15 protein-coding genes are annotated in these 16,605 nt (G+C 72.4%); 3 read left to right on the forward strand and 12 right to left on the reverse strand.

The annotated features are described in order from the left end of the window. Window positions 1–30: 30 nt before the first annotated feature. Entirely contained in the window at window positions 31–711 is a 681-nt protein-coding gene (locus NFX31_RS04460) for a GntR family transcriptional regulator (protein ID WP_045249473.1), read from the reverse strand. Continuing rightward, on the reverse strand, window positions 711–2,195 hold the full coding sequence (locus tag NFX31_RS04465; RefSeq protein ID WP_045249474.1) for a fumarylacetoacetate hydrolase family protein: 1,485 nt from the start codon (window positions 2,193–2,195) through the stop codon (window positions 711–713). The genes NFX31_RS04460 and NFX31_RS04465 overlap by 1 nt, the downstream gene beginning before the upstream one ends. A 172-nt stretch (window positions 2,196–2,367) precedes the next feature. Between NFX31_RS04465 and NFX31_RS04470 the strand changes: the two genes are divergently transcribed. Then, window positions 2,368–3,747, forward strand: coding sequence for an MFS transporter (locus NFX31_RS04470; protein WP_262956885.1), 1,380 nt, complete (start codon window positions 2,368–2,370; stop codon window positions 3,745–3,747). A 110-nt stretch (window positions 3,748–3,857) separates the two neighbouring features. Here NFX31_RS04470 and NFX31_RS04475 read toward each other — a convergent pair whose 3' ends face one another. After that, complete coding sequence (locus NFX31_RS04475) at window positions 3,858–4,583, reverse strand: IclR family transcriptional regulator (RefSeq protein WP_045249476.1); 726 nt, start codon at window positions 4,581–4,583, stop codon at window positions 3,858–3,860. Between the two features lie 156 nt (window positions 4,584–4,739). Between NFX31_RS04475 and NFX31_RS04480 the strand changes: the two genes are divergently transcribed. Further along, window positions 4,740–6,626 (forward strand): FAD-dependent monooxygenase, encoded by a 1,887-nt coding sequence (locus NFX31_RS04480; protein WP_262957249.1) that lies wholly within the window; start codon window positions 4,740–4,742, stop codon window positions 6,624–6,626. 79 nt (window positions 6,627–6,705) lie between these two features. Then, window positions 6,706–7,128 carry a VOC family protein gene (locus NFX31_RS04485; protein WP_091481200.1) on the forward strand — a complete coding sequence of 141 codons (423 nt, stop codon included), beginning with the start codon at window positions 6,706–6,708 and terminating at the stop codon, window positions 7,126–7,128. Between the two features lie 22 nt (window positions 7,129–7,150). Here the strand turns inward: NFX31_RS04485 and NFX31_RS04490 are convergent, their stop codons facing one another. From NFX31_RS04490 to pdhA, 9 genes are all read right to left on the reverse strand, one after another. Continuing rightward, the gene (locus tag NFX31_RS04490) at window positions 7,151–7,486 is read right to left on the reverse strand and encodes a HepT-like ribonuclease domain-containing protein (protein WP_045249478.1); all 336 of its coding nucleotides are present in this window, start codon (window positions 7,484–7,486) and stop codon (window positions 7,151–7,153) included. Further along, window positions 7,483–7,962 carry a helix-turn-helix domain-containing protein gene (locus tag NFX31_RS04495; RefSeq protein WP_045249479.1) on the reverse strand — a complete coding sequence of 160 codons (480 nt, stop codon included), beginning with the start codon at window positions 7,960–7,962 and terminating at the stop codon, window positions 7,483–7,485. Before NFX31_RS04495 ends, NFX31_RS04490 begins: the two co-directional genes overlap by 4 nt. A 70-nt stretch (window positions 7,963–8,032) precedes the next feature. Beyond that, window positions 8,033–8,896, reverse strand: a complete 864-nt coding sequence (locus NFX31_RS04500) for a PhzF family phenazine biosynthesis protein (RefSeq protein ID WP_262956886.1) — start codon at window positions 8,894–8,896, stop codon at window positions 8,033–8,035. A gap of 57 nt (window positions 8,897–8,953) precedes the next feature. Then, entirely contained in the window at window positions 8,954–10,600 is a 1,647-nt protein-coding gene (locus NFX31_RS04505; protein WP_262956887.1) for a thiamine pyrophosphate-binding protein, read from the reverse strand. 217 nt (window positions 10,601–10,817) lie between these two features. After that, window positions 10,818–12,341 (reverse strand): ATP-dependent DNA ligase, encoded by a 1,524-nt coding sequence (locus NFX31_RS04510; protein ID WP_262956888.1) that lies wholly within the window; start codon window positions 12,339–12,341, stop codon window positions 10,818–10,820. A gap of 45 nt (window positions 12,342–12,386) precedes the next feature. Further along, window positions 12,387–12,806, reverse strand: a complete 420-nt coding sequence (locus tag NFX31_RS04515; RefSeq protein WP_045249483.1) for a hypothetical protein — start codon at window positions 12,804–12,806, stop codon at window positions 12,387–12,389. Window positions 12,807–12,880: 74 nt separating this feature from the next. Continuing rightward, window positions 12,881–14,287 (reverse strand): dihydrolipoamide acetyltransferase family protein, encoded by a 1,407-nt coding sequence (locus NFX31_RS04520; RefSeq protein WP_338101492.1) that lies wholly within the window; start codon window positions 14,285–14,287, stop codon window positions 12,881–12,883. Then, window positions 14,284–15,267, reverse strand: a complete 984-nt coding sequence (locus NFX31_RS04525; protein WP_262957251.1) for an alpha-ketoacid dehydrogenase subunit beta — start codon at window positions 15,265–15,267, stop codon at window positions 14,284–14,286. Before NFX31_RS04525 ends, NFX31_RS04520 begins: the two co-directional genes overlap by 4 nt. Before the next feature lie 71 nt (window positions 15,268–15,338). Continuing rightward, entirely contained in the window at window positions 15,339–16,481 is a 1,143-nt protein-coding gene (gene pdhA / locus NFX31_RS04530) for a pyruvate dehydrogenase (acetyl-transferring) E1 component subunit alpha (RefSeq protein WP_262956889.1), read from the reverse strand. Between the last annotated feature and the right edge of the window lie 124 nt (window positions 16,482–16,605).

Genomic DNA, 16,605 nt, shown 5'->3' on the forward strand with positions numbered 1-16,605 from the left:
TTCCGGGTGGTGTGGGTGGTCTCGTGCTCGTCAGGCGGGGGGCTCGACGGCGGAATCGGGGTGCAGCGCGGCGAGGAACGCATCCCTCGTGCGCCAGCGGTGGTTGCGGGCGGCGAGCTCGATCTCGAGCGGATCCGCTCCGGTGCGGATGAGCTCGACGATCTGCGCGTGCTCCTCGACGGAGTGCTCGGCGCGGCCGGGCACGAACGCGAACGTCGACTCGCGGATGCCGCTGAGGCGGGCCCACCCGCGCTGGACCAGATCCAGGATGTGCGGGTTGGGGCACGGCTCGTACAGCACGGAGTGGAACTGGCGGTTCAGCTCGGTGAAGCGGTGCGCGTCGAAGCTGTCGAGCAGCCGCGTCATGCGGTCGTTGACCTCGAGCGCGGCGTCCAGGGCGGCCGCGTCCAGCAACGGCGCGGACAGCGCCGTGGCCGCGCCCTCGACGAGCCCGAGCGTCTGCATGGTGTGCGCGTACTCGCTCTCGTCGACGAGGGTGACCCGGGCGCCGACGTTGCGCTCGAAGGTGACCAGGCCCTCGGCCTCGAGCCGGCGGATCGCCTCGCGCACCGGGACCACGCTCATCCCCAGCTCGTCGGCGATCGTGCCGAGCACGAGCCGGAAGCCGGGGCCGTAGGCGTGCGAGGCGATGCGCGCGCGGAGCCAGGCGTACGCCTGCTCCGACTTGCTGCCGGTGAGGACCTCGGCCATCACGCCTCCTCGGACCCCGTCGCGCGCGCGGCGTCGTATGTGGCGCGCCAGGCGGCGTCCATCGGGAACAGCCCATCGACCGGATGCCCCGCCTCGACCTGCTCGGCGATCCAGGCGTCCTCCTCCTCCTGGGCGAGGGCCGCGTCGGCGACCTCCTCGGCCAGGGCGGGCGGGATCACGATGACGCCGTCGCTGTCGCCGACGATGATGTCGCCCGGCTGGACGGCGGCGCCGCCGCAGGCGATCGTCACGTCGACGTCCCACGGGACGTGCTTGCGGCCGAGCACCGACGGGTGCGCGCCCTGGGAGAACACGGGCAGGCCGATCTCGGCGACCGCGGCGTAGTCGCGCACCCCGCCGTCCGTCACCACGCCCGCCGCCCCGCGGACCTTGGCGCGCAGGGCCAGGATGTCGCCGAGGGTGCCGGTGCTCGCGTCGCCGCGGGCTTCGATCACGATGACCTCGCCCTCCTCGACGGCGTCGAAGGCGCGCTTCTGCGCGTTGTAGCCGCCGCCGTGGGTCGTGAACAGATCCTCACGGGCGGGGACGAAGCGCAGCGTCTTGGCGGTGCCGACGATCTTCGCGCCGGGCACGTTCGCCGAGACCCCGTCGATGAAGCAGGCGTGCAGGCCGCGCTTGCGCAGCTGGGTGCTGAGGCCGGCGGTGGGGGCGGCGAGGAGCTTCTCGCGCAGCGCGGGGTCGAGCGCGGGCGCGGTGGCGGCCGTCGCGGCCTCCGGCGCGAGCCCTGCGGCCTCGCGCGACCCCCACGCCTCGGCGCGCTGCAGGTCGTCCACGGCGGGGAGCGATCCGAGCGCGCCGTCGAAGGGCACGTCGCCCTGCACGACCGTCGTGCGCAGGCCGCCCGAGCTGAAGGTCTTCGAGGAGTGCGGGGCGTCGACCTCGATGACGACGACGTCGCCGGGGACGATCACGCTGGAGCCGGCGGGCGTGCCGGTGAGGATCACGTCGCCGGGTTCGAGGGTGAAGTGCTGGGAGAGATCCGCGACGAGCTGCGGAAGCGGGAACAGCAGGTCGCCGGTCTCATCGTCCTGGCGCAGGTCTCCGTTCACCCAGGCGCGCACGCGCAGCTGAGTCGGATCGACCTCGGCGGCGGGGATGAGCTCGGGACCGAGCGGCGTGTAGCCGTCGCCGCCCTTGGAGCGGACGTTGGAGCCCTTGTCGTTCGCGCGCAGGTCGTACAGCCCTAGGTCGTTGGACGCGGTGACCCAGGCGACGTGCGACCAGGCGTCCTCGACGCTCACGCGCCGCGCCGGGGTGCCGATGATGAGGGCGATCTCGCCCTCGAACGCCAGCAGCTCGGTGCCGGCGGGGCGCTCCACGACGCCATCCGTGCCGGCGACCGACGAGGACGGCTTGAAGAAGTAGGACGGCGCCGCAGGGGTGCGGCCGCGCTGGTCCGCGCGGGAGCGGTAGTTGAGGTGGATCGCGATGATCTTGCCGGGCCGGTCGATCGGTGCGGGCATGGGCGCCTCCTCGCGCGGATGGGGCCAGGGAGGGGGTTCCCTTGGCGTCGTATCCGAAATCGTATATCATCGTGCCGAGCCCCGGCAAGCGTCGATCCGGATCCTGTCCGCAGAGGATCCCCGTCGCCCGATCCGCTGGGCCAGACGACGTCGTCACGACAAGGAGAACGCAATGTCCGCAGAATCCTCACCGGGCTTCACGCCCACCGGGACCATCGCCTCGGCGGCCGATCGGCGCAGGGTGGTCTTCGCCACCGTCATCGGCACCACGGTCGAGTGGTACGACTTCTTCATCTACGCCACCGCGGTGGGGCTGGTGTTCGGCCAGCTCTTCTTCAAGGATCTGGGGGCCAGCAGCGCCCTGATCGGGTTCGCGACGGTCGGGGTCAGCTTCCTGTTCCGCCCGCTCGGCGCCTTCCTGGCCGGGCACTTCGGCGACAAGTTCGGCCGCAAGGCGGTGCTGATGTGGACGCTGATCCTCATGGGCGCGGCCACCGCGCTCATCGGCGTGCTGCCCGACGCGAACGCGATCGGCGTCGCGGCCCCGATCCTGCTGGTGCTGCTGCGCATCCTGCAGGGGATCTCGGCCGGCGGCGAATGGGGCGGCGCCGTGCTGATGGCCGTCGAGCACGCGCCCAAGGCCAAGCGCGGCATCTTCGGCGCGGCGCCGCAGATCGGCGTGCCGCTCGGGCTGCTGATCGCCTCCGGCGTGATGGCGATCATGGCGCTGGTCGCGCCCGGCGACCAGTTCCTGTCCTGGGGCTGGCGCATCCCGTTCCTGCTCAGCGTGGTGCTGATCGTGGTCGGCTACTACGTGCGGCGCCGGGTCGAGGAGAGCCCGGTGTTCGCCGAGCTCGCCGAGCGCAAGGAGGCCGCGCGGATGCCGATCGTGCAGCTGTTCCGCAAGCATCTGCTGCTCGTGATCATCGCGGCGCTCGTCTTCGCCGGCAACAACGCGGTCGGCTACATGACCACCGGCGGCTACATCCAGGGGTACGCGACGAATCCCGAGGGCGCGCTGAAGCTCGACCGGGGTCCCGTGCTCTGGGCCGTGGCCGGCTCTGCCGTCACCTGGCTGCTGTCGACCCTGGTCGCCGGCTGGATCTCGGACCGCATCGGACGCCGGAACACCTACATCGTCGGGTGGATCCTGCAGCTCGTCGGCGTGTTCACGCTGTTCCCGCTGGTGAACACGGGGCAGATCGGGCTCCTGTTCGCGGCCCTCGCGATCCTGACGGTCGGCCTCGGCTTCACCTACGGACCGCAGGCGGCGCTCTACACCGAGCTCTTCCCGGCCTCGATCCGGTTCTCCGGGGTCTCGATCTCCTATGCGATCGGGGCGATCGCCGGCGGCGCCTTCGCGCCGACCATCGCGACCGCGATCGTGCAGGCGACGGGCTCGACGCAGGCGGTCACCTGGTACCTCGCCGGGATGACGGTGATCGGCCTCCTCGCGACGCTGCTGCTGCGCGACCGCAGCGGCATCCCGCTCGGCCCCGACCACGAGACCGAGCAGGCGGTGAGCCCGATCTACGGACTGTCCCGGGCCTGAGCCGGGAGTCCTTCGGGTCGACGACGAAACGCGGTGCCCTCGAGGGGGTGCCGCGTTTCGTCTCGGTCGCCTTCGGCGGCCTCGCTCGGCGAGCGGCGAGGGGGCTGCGGTCAGGCTCCGAGGGCGTCGCGGATCGATGCGGCCGAGCGCTGCAGGCGGATCGCGATCTCGGCGTCGGTGCGGTCGGTCGCCACATGCACGACCGCGATCGCGGCGGGGCGCTGACCGCGCAGGGCCAGCGGCACCGCGATCGACTGCACGGTGGGGATGACCTCGTCGTGGCTGGTGGCGAACCCCGCGAGGCGCGAGCGGGCCACCTCGTCGTGCAGCGATGCCGGCGCATCGTCCGGCCACTCGGCCTCAGGCACCTGCGCGAGGATCGCCTTGCCCGGCGCGCCGACCGTGACAGGGTGCCGCGCGCCGGGGCGCTGCGCGACGCTCGCCACGGTGTGCCGCGGCTCGACGCTGACCAGCGTGATGCACTCGGCGCCGTCGAGCACGGCGAGGAAGCAGGTCATGCCGAGCTCGTTGGCGACGGCGGTGAGCTCGGGGAGTGCCTCCGCCTGCAGGTCCTGCGCGACACCGGCGGCGAGAGCGGCCATGCGCGGTCCGAGGGCGACGAGGCCGGCCGCGTCCCGCCCCACCAGGCGGTGGTCCTCCAGCGTGCGCAGCAGGCGGTACGCGATCGAGCGGTGCACGCCGAGGCGCGCGGCGATCTCGTCGATCGACAGGGGTCCGCGCTCGTCGCCCAGGATCTCCAGGATCCGGATCCCGCGGCTGAGCGTCTGCGACTGGGCGCCCGACGTCGTCGCCGGTGCGGCGGGGGTGTCGGCCATGGATCCTCCGGTCTTGATCGCGGTCGCGACCTCGGCTAGTCTGTGTTCAATAGTAGAACGTTGCGTTCGAATATAGAACACGCGATGAGCCGAGGCAAGAGCCCTCGCGATCCGCAGCGAAGCCCCGACGACGCCGTCAGGAAGGAATCGACGACGATGCAGTTCCACCACCACGGATACGTCTCCCACGACCCCCGCGTGCTCCCGGCCGCCGGCACCGGCGTCGACCGTCCGGACGAGCTCCCCGATGTCATGGACGTGCTCATCGTCGGATCCGGCCCGGCCGGCATGCTCCTGGCCGCGCAGATGTCGCAGTACCCCGGGCTCACGACGCGCATCATCGAGAAGCGCGACGGCCGGCTCGTGCTCGGGCAGGCCGACGGCATCCAGCCGCGCAGCGTCGAGACGTTCCAGGCGTTCGGGTTCGCCGAGCGGATCATCGCCGAGGCGTACAACATCGGCTGGATGAACTTCTGGGGACCGGATCCGCAGAACCGGCAGAACATCGTCCGCACGGCGCGCACCGCCGACTACGCGTACGACATCTGCGAGTTCCCGCACCTCATCGTCAACCAGGCCCGCGTGCTCGACTACTTCGCCGAGGCCGCCGCCGACGGTCCGGGCCGCATCCGCCCCGACTACGGCGTGGAGTTCCTCGGGCTCACCGTGCACCCTTCGACGGGCTCGGGGGCCGACGGCGAGCACCCGGTCGAGGTGCGGGTGCGGTACTCCGCCGGCGAGCGGGCGGGGGAGGAGCGCACCATCCGCGCGAAATACGTCGTGGGCTGCGACGGGGCGCGCAGCGGCGTGCGCGAGGCGATCGGTCGCACGCACGTCGGCGAGATGGCGGCGCACGCGTGGGGCGTCATGGACGTGCTCGTGAACACCGACTTCCCCGACTGGCGCACCAAGTGCGCGATCAACGCGGAGGCGGGCAACATCCTGCACATCCCGCGCGAGGGCGGATACCTCAGCCGCATGTACATCGACCTCGGCGAGGTCGCCTCCGACGACAACCACGCCGTGCGCGCGACCCCGATCGAGGCGATCATCGGCAAGGCGAACGAGATCCTGCACCCCTACGCGATCGACGTGAAGCAGGTCGCGTGGCACAGCGTCTACGAGGTGGGCCACCGCATCACCGACGGCTTCGACGACGTCGACCCCGGATCGGCCGCCAGCCCGCGCGTCTTCCTCACCGGTGACGCCTGCCACACGCACAGCGCCAAGGCCGGCCAGGGCATGAACGTGTCGATGCAGGACGGGTTCAACCTGGGCTGGAAGCTGGGATCCGTGCTCACCGGCCGCGCTCCGGCGGCTCTGCTGTCGACCTACGGGGCCGAGCGCAAGCCGGTCGCGCAACAGCTCATCGACTTCGACCGCGAGTGGTCCTCGCTCATGGCGCGCAAGCCCGAGGAGATCTCCGACCCGCAGGAGCTCGCGACGTTCTACCTGGGCACCGCGGAGTTCCCCTCCGGCTTCATGACGCAGTACGGCTCGTCGATGATCGTCGGATCCGACGCCCATCAGGCGCTCGCCGCGGGCTTCCCGCTCGGCAAGCGGTTCAAGAGCGCCGAGGTCGTGCGCGTCGCGGACGGCAACGTCGTGCACCTCGGGCACCACGCGAAGGCGGACGGCCGCTGGCGCGTGTACGCGTTCGGCGACACGTCCGGCGCCGGCCTCGACGCCTGGGCCGCGGCCGCGGCGCCCGTATTCGCCCGGTTCACGCCGGCCGACGGCGACGTGGACGCGGTGTTCGACGTCAAGGGGATCTCGCAGCGGTCGTACGAGGACCTCGACGTCACGACGGCGCCGGCGCTCTTCCAGCCGAAGACGGGGCCGCTCGGGCTCACCGACTGGGAGAAGCTCTATGCCGCCGCCCCGTCGCACTGGTCCAAGACCGACATCTTCGACGCGCGCGAGCTGTCGCGCGACGGCGTCGTGATCGTGGTGCGGCCCGACCAGTACGTCGCCGCGATCCTGCCGCTGGACGCCGTCGGCGAGCTGGAGTCGTTCCTGGAGGGCGCCTTCCTGGAGGCCTGACGGTTCGGTGGTCCGGACCTGCTCCGCTCGGGTAGCCTCGGCTGCACGCGCATCGCAGCGCCCGAAGGAGGTCGTGATCATGGTGGACAGCCCCGAACCCGACGTCCTGCCGGGCGCGATGCTGCTGGAGCTCGTGCTCGTGCCGGTGAGCGACATCGACCGGGCCAAGGCGTTCTACACCGGACAGGTGGGATTCGCGGAGGACGTCGACGTGCGTCCGCGCGAGGGCGTCCGCGTCGTGCAGCTCACCCCTCCCGGCTCGTACTGCTCCATCACCCTGAGCGAGGGGCTGCCAGGGCCGGGCATGGCCGCCGGCTCGCTGCACGGGCTGCATCTGGTCGTGAGCGACATCGAGGCGGCCCGGGACGCGCTGATCTCCCGGGGCGTCGAGGTGGCTCCGGTGGTGGACGCCGGTGGGATCCTGTACGCGGGATTCGCGGATCCCGACGGCAACACCTGGGTGCTGCAGTACATGCCGTGGCGTCGCGTCGCGGAGCGCTGAGTCACGAGCCCGAGGGCCGGGATCACTCTTCGGCGATGACGGCCAGCATCCGGCGCACCGCCTGCGCGACTGCGGGAGCCTCGTGGCGTGCCGCTTCGAAGACGATGGCGTGCGCTGTGTCGAAATAGCGGTGGGCCAGGTGATCACGTTGACGGGCGATCATCGACCAGGGAATCCCCGGTTCGGTGTCGGTGAGGGCGGTCGGCAGATCTTTCGCGGCCTCGCCGATCTCGAGCAGGCGCATACGAAGCGCATCGAAGAGAAGGCCGTCCTCGGTATCACTGCACTCGAGGTGCTCGGCAATGGCCTTGCAGGAGGCGAGGATGTCGAGCAGACGTTCGCGGGGAGCGCGGGTCACAGGGGCACCACTTCGTGGGTGATGTTCGCGGCGACGTCGGGCTTCAGGCCCGCGCGCGGCACCAGATCCACCTCCCGTCCGAGCATCGACTCGAGTGCTCCCTGGGCGCGGAGCAGGGGGAAGAGCCCGGTGCCGGGAGCGACATCGATGAGGAGATCGATGTCGCTCGAGTTCGTCTCCTCGCCGCGTGCCACGCTCCCGAAGACGCCGGCGTTCGTCAGCCCGTGCTCGGCGAGGAGCTCGACGATCTCGTCCCGTCGCCGCTGGATGCGCTCCAGCTCGGAGAGCGGGGCGTACTCGAGGGACAGGCCGGCCGCGCTCATCAGCACGTCGACCGCGCCGAAGGAGGGTTCGCGTTTGCCGCGCTCGTAGTCGCTGATGACGTTCTGCGCGATCCCGCTCCGCGCGGCCAGCTGCGCCTGGGTGAGCGCAGCGCGCTTCCGCGCTTCGCGGATCACCTCGGCGGCTCTGCTCATGCGACTCAGAATATCACTGATGAGTGATATCGCGGAGACGTGATATCGACGCACAGGGCAGCGTGGCTGATCAGCCGATCGGCGCTGCCCCGCCGGTGACGACGATCCCGCCGGTCTCCGGGACCTCGACGGTGAGCAGGCTCGGGCGGCCGACGTGCGCACCCTGATGGATCCGCAGGGTGCGCGACGCCGGCACGCGGCCGATCGCCCGCAGGTAGGCGCCGGTGGCTGCCGCGGCGGATCCTGTGGCGGGATCCTCCGTGATGCGCGCGACGGGGAAGATGTTGCGGGCGGCGAACTCGTCGTCGGCGAGGGGGAGCAGCACGGTCACGGTCCCGGTCCAGCCCTGCTCCCGCATCAGCGCGGCGACCGGATCCGGCGCGAACCGGAACTGGTGGAAGATCTCCGGATCCTCGAGCACCAGGATCGGGTGCCGGTTGCCCGCGAACGACTCGCGCGGCGGGTAGGCCGGATGAAGGTCGTCGACGCGCAGCGAGAGCAGGCCGAGGGTGCGATCGAGCACCGCCGGATCCAGCTCCCGCGCGACCGGCTCGACGCTGGTGAACGACACCGCGATCGCCCCGTCGACGTCGGACGCGATGATCGCCACCTCGCCGGCCGGGGTGTCGAACACCATGGCGCCCGCCCCGTCGCGTTCGGCGAGCACCACGGCCGTCGCGACGGTCGCGTGCCCGCAGAAGGGCACCTCCTCCTCGGGCGACCAATACCGGAGACGATGCCGGCGGACGCCGTCGACGGTCTCCGTGCCCCGCAGGAACGCGGTCTCGGGGTAGCCCACCTCGGCCGCGATCCTGCGCATGTCCGCGTCGGCCAGCGCCTCCGCGTCGAGGACGATCCCTGCAGGGTTGCCCCCGCCGGGGGCGTCGGCGAACGCGGCGTAACGCAGGATCCGGGGCGACGGCTCAGAGCTCATGGCTCGAGCCTAGGGGGAGCGCGCAGTCGCGGGACCGGATCCGATCCGGCCAGCGACTCAGGAGTTCACGCGGATGATCTCCTGCTGGTACGGCGCGATCACGTCGCCCGAGATGCGCAGATCGAGCACGAGGAACCGGCGCGTGGCGGGATCCTCGGCCGTCCAGGAGGCGAGCCGGTCCAGGTCGGCGAGCGTGCGCACCGCGACGCCCTCCGCGCCCACGGCCGCAGCGAAGGCGGCGAAGTCGACCTGGGGGATCAGCATCGGCTCACGGGCGAGGCCCTTGAGCCCGTACAGGTTCACCTCGGCGCCGTAGGCCGCGTCGTTCCAGATCACGGCGAGACCGCGCCCGCCGGCGGAGCGCACGGCCGACTCCAGGTCGGCGATCGCCATGAGGCCCCCGCCGTCGCCGGAGGTGAGCACGACGGTCGCCTCCGGGCGGGCGCGGGTCGCGCCGACCACGCTGGGCCAGCCCTGGCCGATGGCCTGGAACGCGGTGCCGATCATCATCATCCGGTCGGGCGAGGCGACCGGCCAGTACATGTTCGCCCACCCGATGAAGTGCCCGCCGTCCGAGACCACGACGCGGTCCTCGGGGAGCAGGTCGGCGATACGGCGCGCGGTGGAGCGGGGGTCGAGACGCCCGTCGGGGGCGGCCGGGTCTCCGGTCTCGTAGGCACGGGCGGCGGCGACGTCGACGCTCTCGCGCCACCCCGAGCCCGGGGCGCCGGCGAGGCGGGCCACCAGTTCCTCGGCCGCGAGCCGGGCGTCGGCCCGCACGAAGCCGCCGACGTGGGCGTGGGTGGCCGCGGGGGCCACATCGATCTGGAACACCTGCGTGCCGGGGGCGAACAGGTCGCCGAACCGCATCGTGAACTGGTTGAGGGACGCGCCGAACACGACCGCGACATCGGCGGTGCGGACGAGCTCCATCGCGCCCTCGGCGCCGAAGCCGCCGGTCACGCCGAGGTCGTAGCGCTGGTCGGGGAACACCCCGCGGCCGAGCGCGGAGGAGGCGGTGAGAGCGCCGGTCGCGTCGGCGAGCGCTCCCAGCGCATCGCCCGCGCCGGCGAGCCAGGCGCCGCGGCCGGCGAGCAGGAACGGGCGCTCCGCCGTGCGCAGCGCCGTGGCGATCCGGTCGAGCATGCCCTCGGCGAACTCGCCCCGGGGGGCCAGCGGCGCAGGCACCCGCGGCGCCGGTGCGGCCGGGACCTCGCCCGCCTCGAGGGCGGCGACGTCGTACGGGATGGCCAGGACCACGGGCACCCGGTAGGTGAGGGCGTGCTCGATCGCGATGACCGTGGTCGCGGCCGCGTCGGCCCGGCCCACCGTGTAGGTGCGGGCGCCGACGCCCGAGGCCAGCGCGATCTGGTCGACGTCCCACGGACGGGGCCCGCTCGTCGGCTCGTCGCCGACGACGAGGACCAGGGGGATGTGCGCCTGCACCGACTCGGCGAGGGCGGTGAGCGTGTTCGTGAAGCCGGCGCCGTAGGTGCTGGTCGCGGCGGCGATGCGTCCCGACGCGCGATAGTGCGCGTCGGCGGCGACGACCGCCCCCTGCTCGTGCCGGACGGCGGTGAACGCGGCGCCGGTCTGCTTCTCGATCGCATCGAGGAAGTAGGCGTTGCCGTTTCCCATCACGCCGAAGACGGCGTCGATGTGCTGGGCGAGGGTGAGGGCGACGTGGGCGGAGACGGTGGACATGCGGAACGTCCTTTCGAGACGACAACGGAAACGGATCCGTATGTGTCTCGCCGGAGCGCCTGCCCGCCGTCGTCGGCGGGTCGCGCTGCGGGCTTCGTGCCCCTTTTTCGAGCACCGGCGCGCGGGATGCGGATGACGCGCGGGCGCCGGACCTGGAGATTCTATCGCGGCCGCGGCCGCCGGCCGATCCCGGGCCGAGGGGCGCAGCCCCTGCGGATCACTCGCGCCGCAGGGCGCGCAGGGTCTGGATCGTGTCCGCCTCGGCGGCGGTCTTGTCGGGGCGATAGCGCTTCACGCGGGCGAAGCGCAGCGCGATGCCGCCGGGGTAGCGCGGCGAGTGCTGCACGCCGTCGATGGCGATCTCGACGACGATCTCGGGGCGCAGGAACAGTGCGGAGGCGGTGCGGCGCGTCTCGAGCGCGGGGAATGTCTCGGTCTGCCAGCGCAGCAGCTCGTCGGTGAGTCCCTTGAAGGTCTTGCCGACCATGACGAAGCCGCCGGGGTCGCCGAACTCGCCCTCCGGGTCGCGGGCGCCCAGGTGCAGGTTGGAGAGCAGGCCGCGCCGCCGTCCCGACCCCCACTCGACGCCGAGCACGACCAGGTCGTAGGTGAGCACCGGCTTGACCTTGACCCAGCTCTTGCCGCGCCGGCCCGCGGTGTACGGGGATCCGACGGCCTTCACGACCACGCCCTCGTGCCCCGCGGCCAGCGCATCGCGGGACAGCTGCTCCGCCGTCTCGGGATCCGCGGTGACCACGCCGGGCATCCGCCAGTCGCCGGCGATGCGGTCGAGCTCGGCGAGGCGCACCGAGAGCGGCTCGTCGATGAGGTCGCGCCCGTCGACGTGCAGGACGTCGAAGAACCACGGCCTCAGCACGAGCTCGCGCGACACGTCGGCGCCGAAGCGGGACATCGTCTGCTGGAACGGTCGCGGGCCGCCGTCCTCGTCGAGCGACAGCGTCTCCCCGTCGAGGATGAGGTCGTGCGCGGGCAGTGCGCGCACGATCTCGACGATCTCGGGGAGCCGGTGCGTGACGTCGGCGAGGCTGCGCGTGTAGACGCCGACCTCGTCGCCGTGACGGTGCACCTGGATGCGAGCGCCGTCGAGCTTGTACTCGACCGAGGCCTCGCCGGTGATCTCGAGTGCGGCCGTCGGCGTGGCGGCACTCGCCGCGAGCATGGGCAGCACCGGGCGCCCCACGGCGAGGCCGACCGTGTCGAGCTCCTCCGCCGTGCCGGTGAGGGCGAGGACGGCGGTCGCCCCCAGGTCGCCGGAGAGCATCGCGGCCCGGCGCACGGAGGCGACGGGGCGATCGGATGCCTTCGCGACGGCGTCGAGCAGCAGGCCCGCCAGCGCCCCGGTGCGCAGCTCCCCGAGCATCGCCCGCGCGAGGAGATCCCATTCCTCCGCCGTCGCGCGCGTCGCCAGGTCTCCCAGCAGACCGGCGCGCGCGGCCGCGGATCCGGATCCGGAGACGGCTGCCAGCTCGTCGAGCGTCCGGTCGACATCCGCGATCGTGAGCACCGGCTCCGCGGCGTGCGCGACGTCGACGGCCATGAGCCCGCGCCAGCCGACTCCGAGACGTCCCTGCCGCGGCGCGGCGAGGAGCAGCCCCATGACCGGGACGATGTCCTCCGGGGCGGCGCCCTGCAGCAGCTGTGCCAGGGCGTCGATCTTGGCGAGCCGGGACGACGTGGCGGCGACCTCGGCGGTCGTGCGGACGACCTCTGCGAGCCTCATGCGGGAATTCTCGCACCGGCCTCGGACATCGGCGGAGCGGGCGGCTCAGGCCGAACGCCGGATGAGCGCCAGCAGCGCCCGCCCGTACGCCTCGGACGGATCCGGGTGCTCGAACGTCAGGGTCTCGCCGCCGATCTCGATCTCGACGCGGAAGGCGTCGCGGATCCGCTCGAGGCGCCGGAAGGTGCCGCGCAGCAGCTCGCGGAGCTGATCCTCGCGCGGCAGCCAGACGGCGTCGCCGAGCGCGACCGCGTCGAGCGCCCACTCGGTCGTGCCGTTGAACGCGATGATCGTGCCGGTCGGCGTCGTGCGCGGCTCGATCGTCATGGGACTCACGAGGAACACCTCGGCCTCGACCTCGAGCTCCACCTCGTCCGGGAGATCGAGCTGGAAGCGGTCGCCCGCGGCGGGGTGCCAGACGAGCCCCGCGTGGCGCAGGGCGAGTGCGAGCTCTCGGCCGATCATCGGATCACGCCCCCTCCGGTGCCGTCTCCCCGGGCGAGCCTATCCGGGCGCGCCCGAGGACCGGGCCATCCGCGTCAGCGCACCCGGCCGAACGCCCGGGCGGGATGCTCGAGCAGCTCGACCACGCGGCGCAGGAACGAGGCGGCGTATCCGCCGTCGCACACCCGGTGGTCGAAGACGAGGGAGAGCTGCGCGATGCGGCGGGCGACGATCGCGCCGTCGACGACCCAGGGCCTCTCGATCATGCGTCCGATGCCGAGGATCGCGACATCGGGATGGTTGATGATCGCCGCGGATCCGTCGACGCCCAGGCCGCCGTAGTTGTTCAGCGTGAACGTCGACCCGCGCAGGCGGTCCGGAGGCATGGATCCGGCACGCGCGGTCGCCGCCAGCTCGCGCAGCGCCGCGTCGAGCTCGTCGATGCTCAGCTCGTGCGCGCGCGGGATCACGGGCACCATCAGGCCGCGGTCGGTGTCGGCCGCGACGCCGAGGTTCACGCCGTCGAACGAGACGATCTCGCCCGCGTCGTCGCTGAGCCGCGCCGCCAGCAGCGGGTGCTCGGCGAGCGCGATGAGCACGAATCGCGCGACGAGGGCGGTGAGCGACGGCGCGCGGCCGTCGGCGGGCGCCATCGCGGCGCGCAGGTTCCACAGCTCCGTGACGTCCACGTCGACCCACACCGTCGCCTCGGGGATCTCCGCCCTGCTGCGGGTGAGCTTGGCGCTCACGGCCTTGCGCAGCGGGGACATCCGCTCGCGCGACACCACGGCGAGCCCGTCGACGCTCGCGACGGCGGTGCCGTCCGGGGCGCCGAGCGCGTGCAGGGAGATCCCGTCCACGGCCTGGTCGACCGCGGCGCGCAGCACATCCGCCCGGGTGACGGCGCCGTCGGAACCGCTCGGAGTGATGCGGCGCACGTCGAGGCCGAGGTCGCGCGCGAGGCGGCGGACGATGGGCGAGCGCACGGCGACCGGACCCGGGGCGGGCTCTGCAGGACCGTCCGGTCGCTCGAGGACCGGCAACGCAGCGGAATCGGACGGGCCCGGCCGCCCCGCAGGACCGCCCTGCCCGCGTACGGGGCCGGCCGTGCGGCGCGCGCGACGGCGGCCCGAACCCGCGCGCTCGGTGGTGCCGTAGCCGATCAGCACGTTCCCGGATCCGGACCCGGCGCGCTCCTCGGCGCGATACGACTCCTTCTCCACCTCGCCGCCGGAGGCACCGGCCGGGGCATCGGGATCCGCGACCTCGAGCACCGGAGCGCCGACGTCGATGGTCTCCCCGGGCTCGCCGTGCAGCGCCAGGACGACGCCGGCGAAGGGCGACGGCAGCTCGACGACGCTCTTCGCGGTCTCCACCTCGGCGATGGGCTGGTCGGTGCGGATCGTGTCGCCCACCTGCACGAGCCACTGCACGAGGCCGGCCTCGGTGAGGCCCTCGCCGAGGTCGGGCAGGCGGAACACCTTCGTCGTCGCGGTGCTCACGATTCCTCCCCGTGCTCGTCGAGCCAGTGCAGCGTGTCGATCGCGTCCAGCACGCGGTCGGCGTCGGGCAGGTACCAGTGCTCGAACTTCGGCGGCGCGTACGGGGTGTCGAACCCCGTGACCTTGCGCACGGGCGCCTCCAGGAACTCGAAGCAGCGCTCGAACACCCGGGACTGGATCTCGCTGGCCACGCTCGCGTAGCCCGGCGCCTCGGCGACGACCACGGCGCGGCCGGTCGCGCGCACCGCGGTGGTGATCGCGGCGTCGTCGAGCGGGGTGAGGGTGCGCACGTCGACCACCTGCACGCTGCGGCCCTCGCCGGCGGCGATCTCGGCGGCCTCGAGGCAGGTCGCGACGGAGGCGCCGTAGGAGATGAGGGTGACGTCGGTGCCCTCGCGGGCGATGCGGGCGGATCCGATCTCGCCGACGATCGAGGTGTCCACCTCGCCCTTGGTCCAGTACAGCTTCTTGGGTTCGAGGAAGACCACCGGATCCGGTGACGCGATCGCCGCGCGCAGCAGCGAGTACGCGTCCTGCGGCGTCGAGGGGCACACCACGGTCAGGCCGGGCGTGTGCGCGTAGTAGGCCTCGGACGAGTCGCAGTGGTGCTCGACACCGCCGATGCCGCCGCCGGTGGGGATGCGGATGACCATCGGCATCCGCATCGTGCCGCGCGTGCGGTTGCCGAGTTTGGCGACGTGGCTGACGACCTGCTCGAACGCCGGGAGCGCGAAGGCGTCGAACTGCATCTCGACCACCGGGCGCATCCCGTTCATCGCCATGCCCACCGCGGTGCCGATGATGCCCGATTCGGCGAGCGGGGTGTCGAAGCAGCGGTCCTCGCCGTAGCGCTCGGTGAGGCCGTCGGTGATGCGGAAGACGCCGCCGAGGGCTCCGACGTCCTCGCCGAAGACGACGACCTCGGGGTCGGCCTCGATTGCGTCGGCGAGGGCGCGGTTGAGCGCGGACGCCATGGTCATGACCTGGATCGTGGGCGTGCGGAGCTGCGCGGCGACGGCGGCGTCGGTGCGGACGTCCTCGTGCGCGATGGTCATCGGTCTCCTCCTTCGGTGGACGCGGCGGATCTCTCCAGCTCGTCGCGCAGCCGATGCCACTGCTCCTGCAGCTGCGGGGTGCGGGCGCTGTGCACGAACCGGAACAGGTCCTCCGGGTCGAGGTCCGCGTCGGTGTTGAGCGCGTCGCGGAGGGCGGCGGCGATCGTCTCGGCGCCGTCGGCGAGCTCCTGCTCCCGGGCGTCGTCCAGCAGGCCGCGCGCGGTGAGGTGCGCGCGCAGGCGCGTCAGCGGATCCTTCGCCACCCATGCCTGCACCTCGGCGCGCTCGCGGTAGCGGGTGTCGTCGTCCGCGTTCGTGTGGGCCTGCATGCGATAAGTGTGCGCCTCGATCAGCGACGGGCCGCCGCCCGCCCTGGCGCGGTCCACGGCCTCGCCCAGTACGGCGAGGAGCGCGGCGACGTCGTTGCCGTCCACGCGCTGTCCGGGCACGCCGTAGCCGATCGCCTTGTGCGCGAGCGAGGGCGCCGCGGTCTGCCGGCTCAGGGGCACCGAGATCGCGAACTCGTTGTTCTGCACGAAGAAGACGACGGGCACATGGAAGACCGCGGCGAAGTTCAGCGCCTCGTGGAAGTCGCCCTCGCTCGTGGATCCGTCGCCGCACAGCGCGAGCACCACGGTGTCCTCGCCGCGGTGCTTGGCCGCCTGCGCGAAGCCCACCGCGTGCAGGAGCTGGGTCGCCAGCGGTGTGGTCTGCGGGGCGACGCGGTGCTCGTGCGGGTCGTACCCCGAGTGCCAGTCGCCCTTGAGCAGCACCATGGCGTCGGCCGGGGAGACGCCGCGCGCGATCACCGCCACGGAGTCGCGGTAGGTGGGGAAGAGCCAGTCGTGCTCGCCGAGCACCAGCGACGCGGCGATCTGGCACGCCTCCTGCCCGTGCGACGACGGATACACCGCCAGGCGTCCCTGGCGCACCAGGGCGTTCGCCTGGTCGTTGATGCGGCGGCCCTCGACGAGACCCCGGTAGGCGCGCCCGAGCAGCTCGTCGGCGGGCATCGGGTAGTCGGCGTCGCCGTGCGCGGCGCCGGTCTCGTCGATGAGCCGCACCGGCTCGTCGCGGGGGAGCAGCGCGCGGGGATCCTCGTCGCGCGGGGGGCTCATCGCGGGCGTCGTCTGCTGCATCGGGTCCGCCTTCCTTGCCGAACGTGATGTCTCCAGTGTGCGTCGCAGGGATCAGTCGTCCAACAGGATCCATCCAGTTCTGGACGATTGCTCAACCAAGGCGTCATGATGGTGCAGAGTGTCA

The sequence above is a fragment of the Microbacterium azadirachtae genome (genome assembly GCF_025583665.1).
In the GTDB taxonomy this organism is placed as follows: Bacteria; Actinomycetota; Actinomycetes; order Actinomycetales; family Microbacteriaceae; genus Microbacterium; species Microbacterium azadirachtae.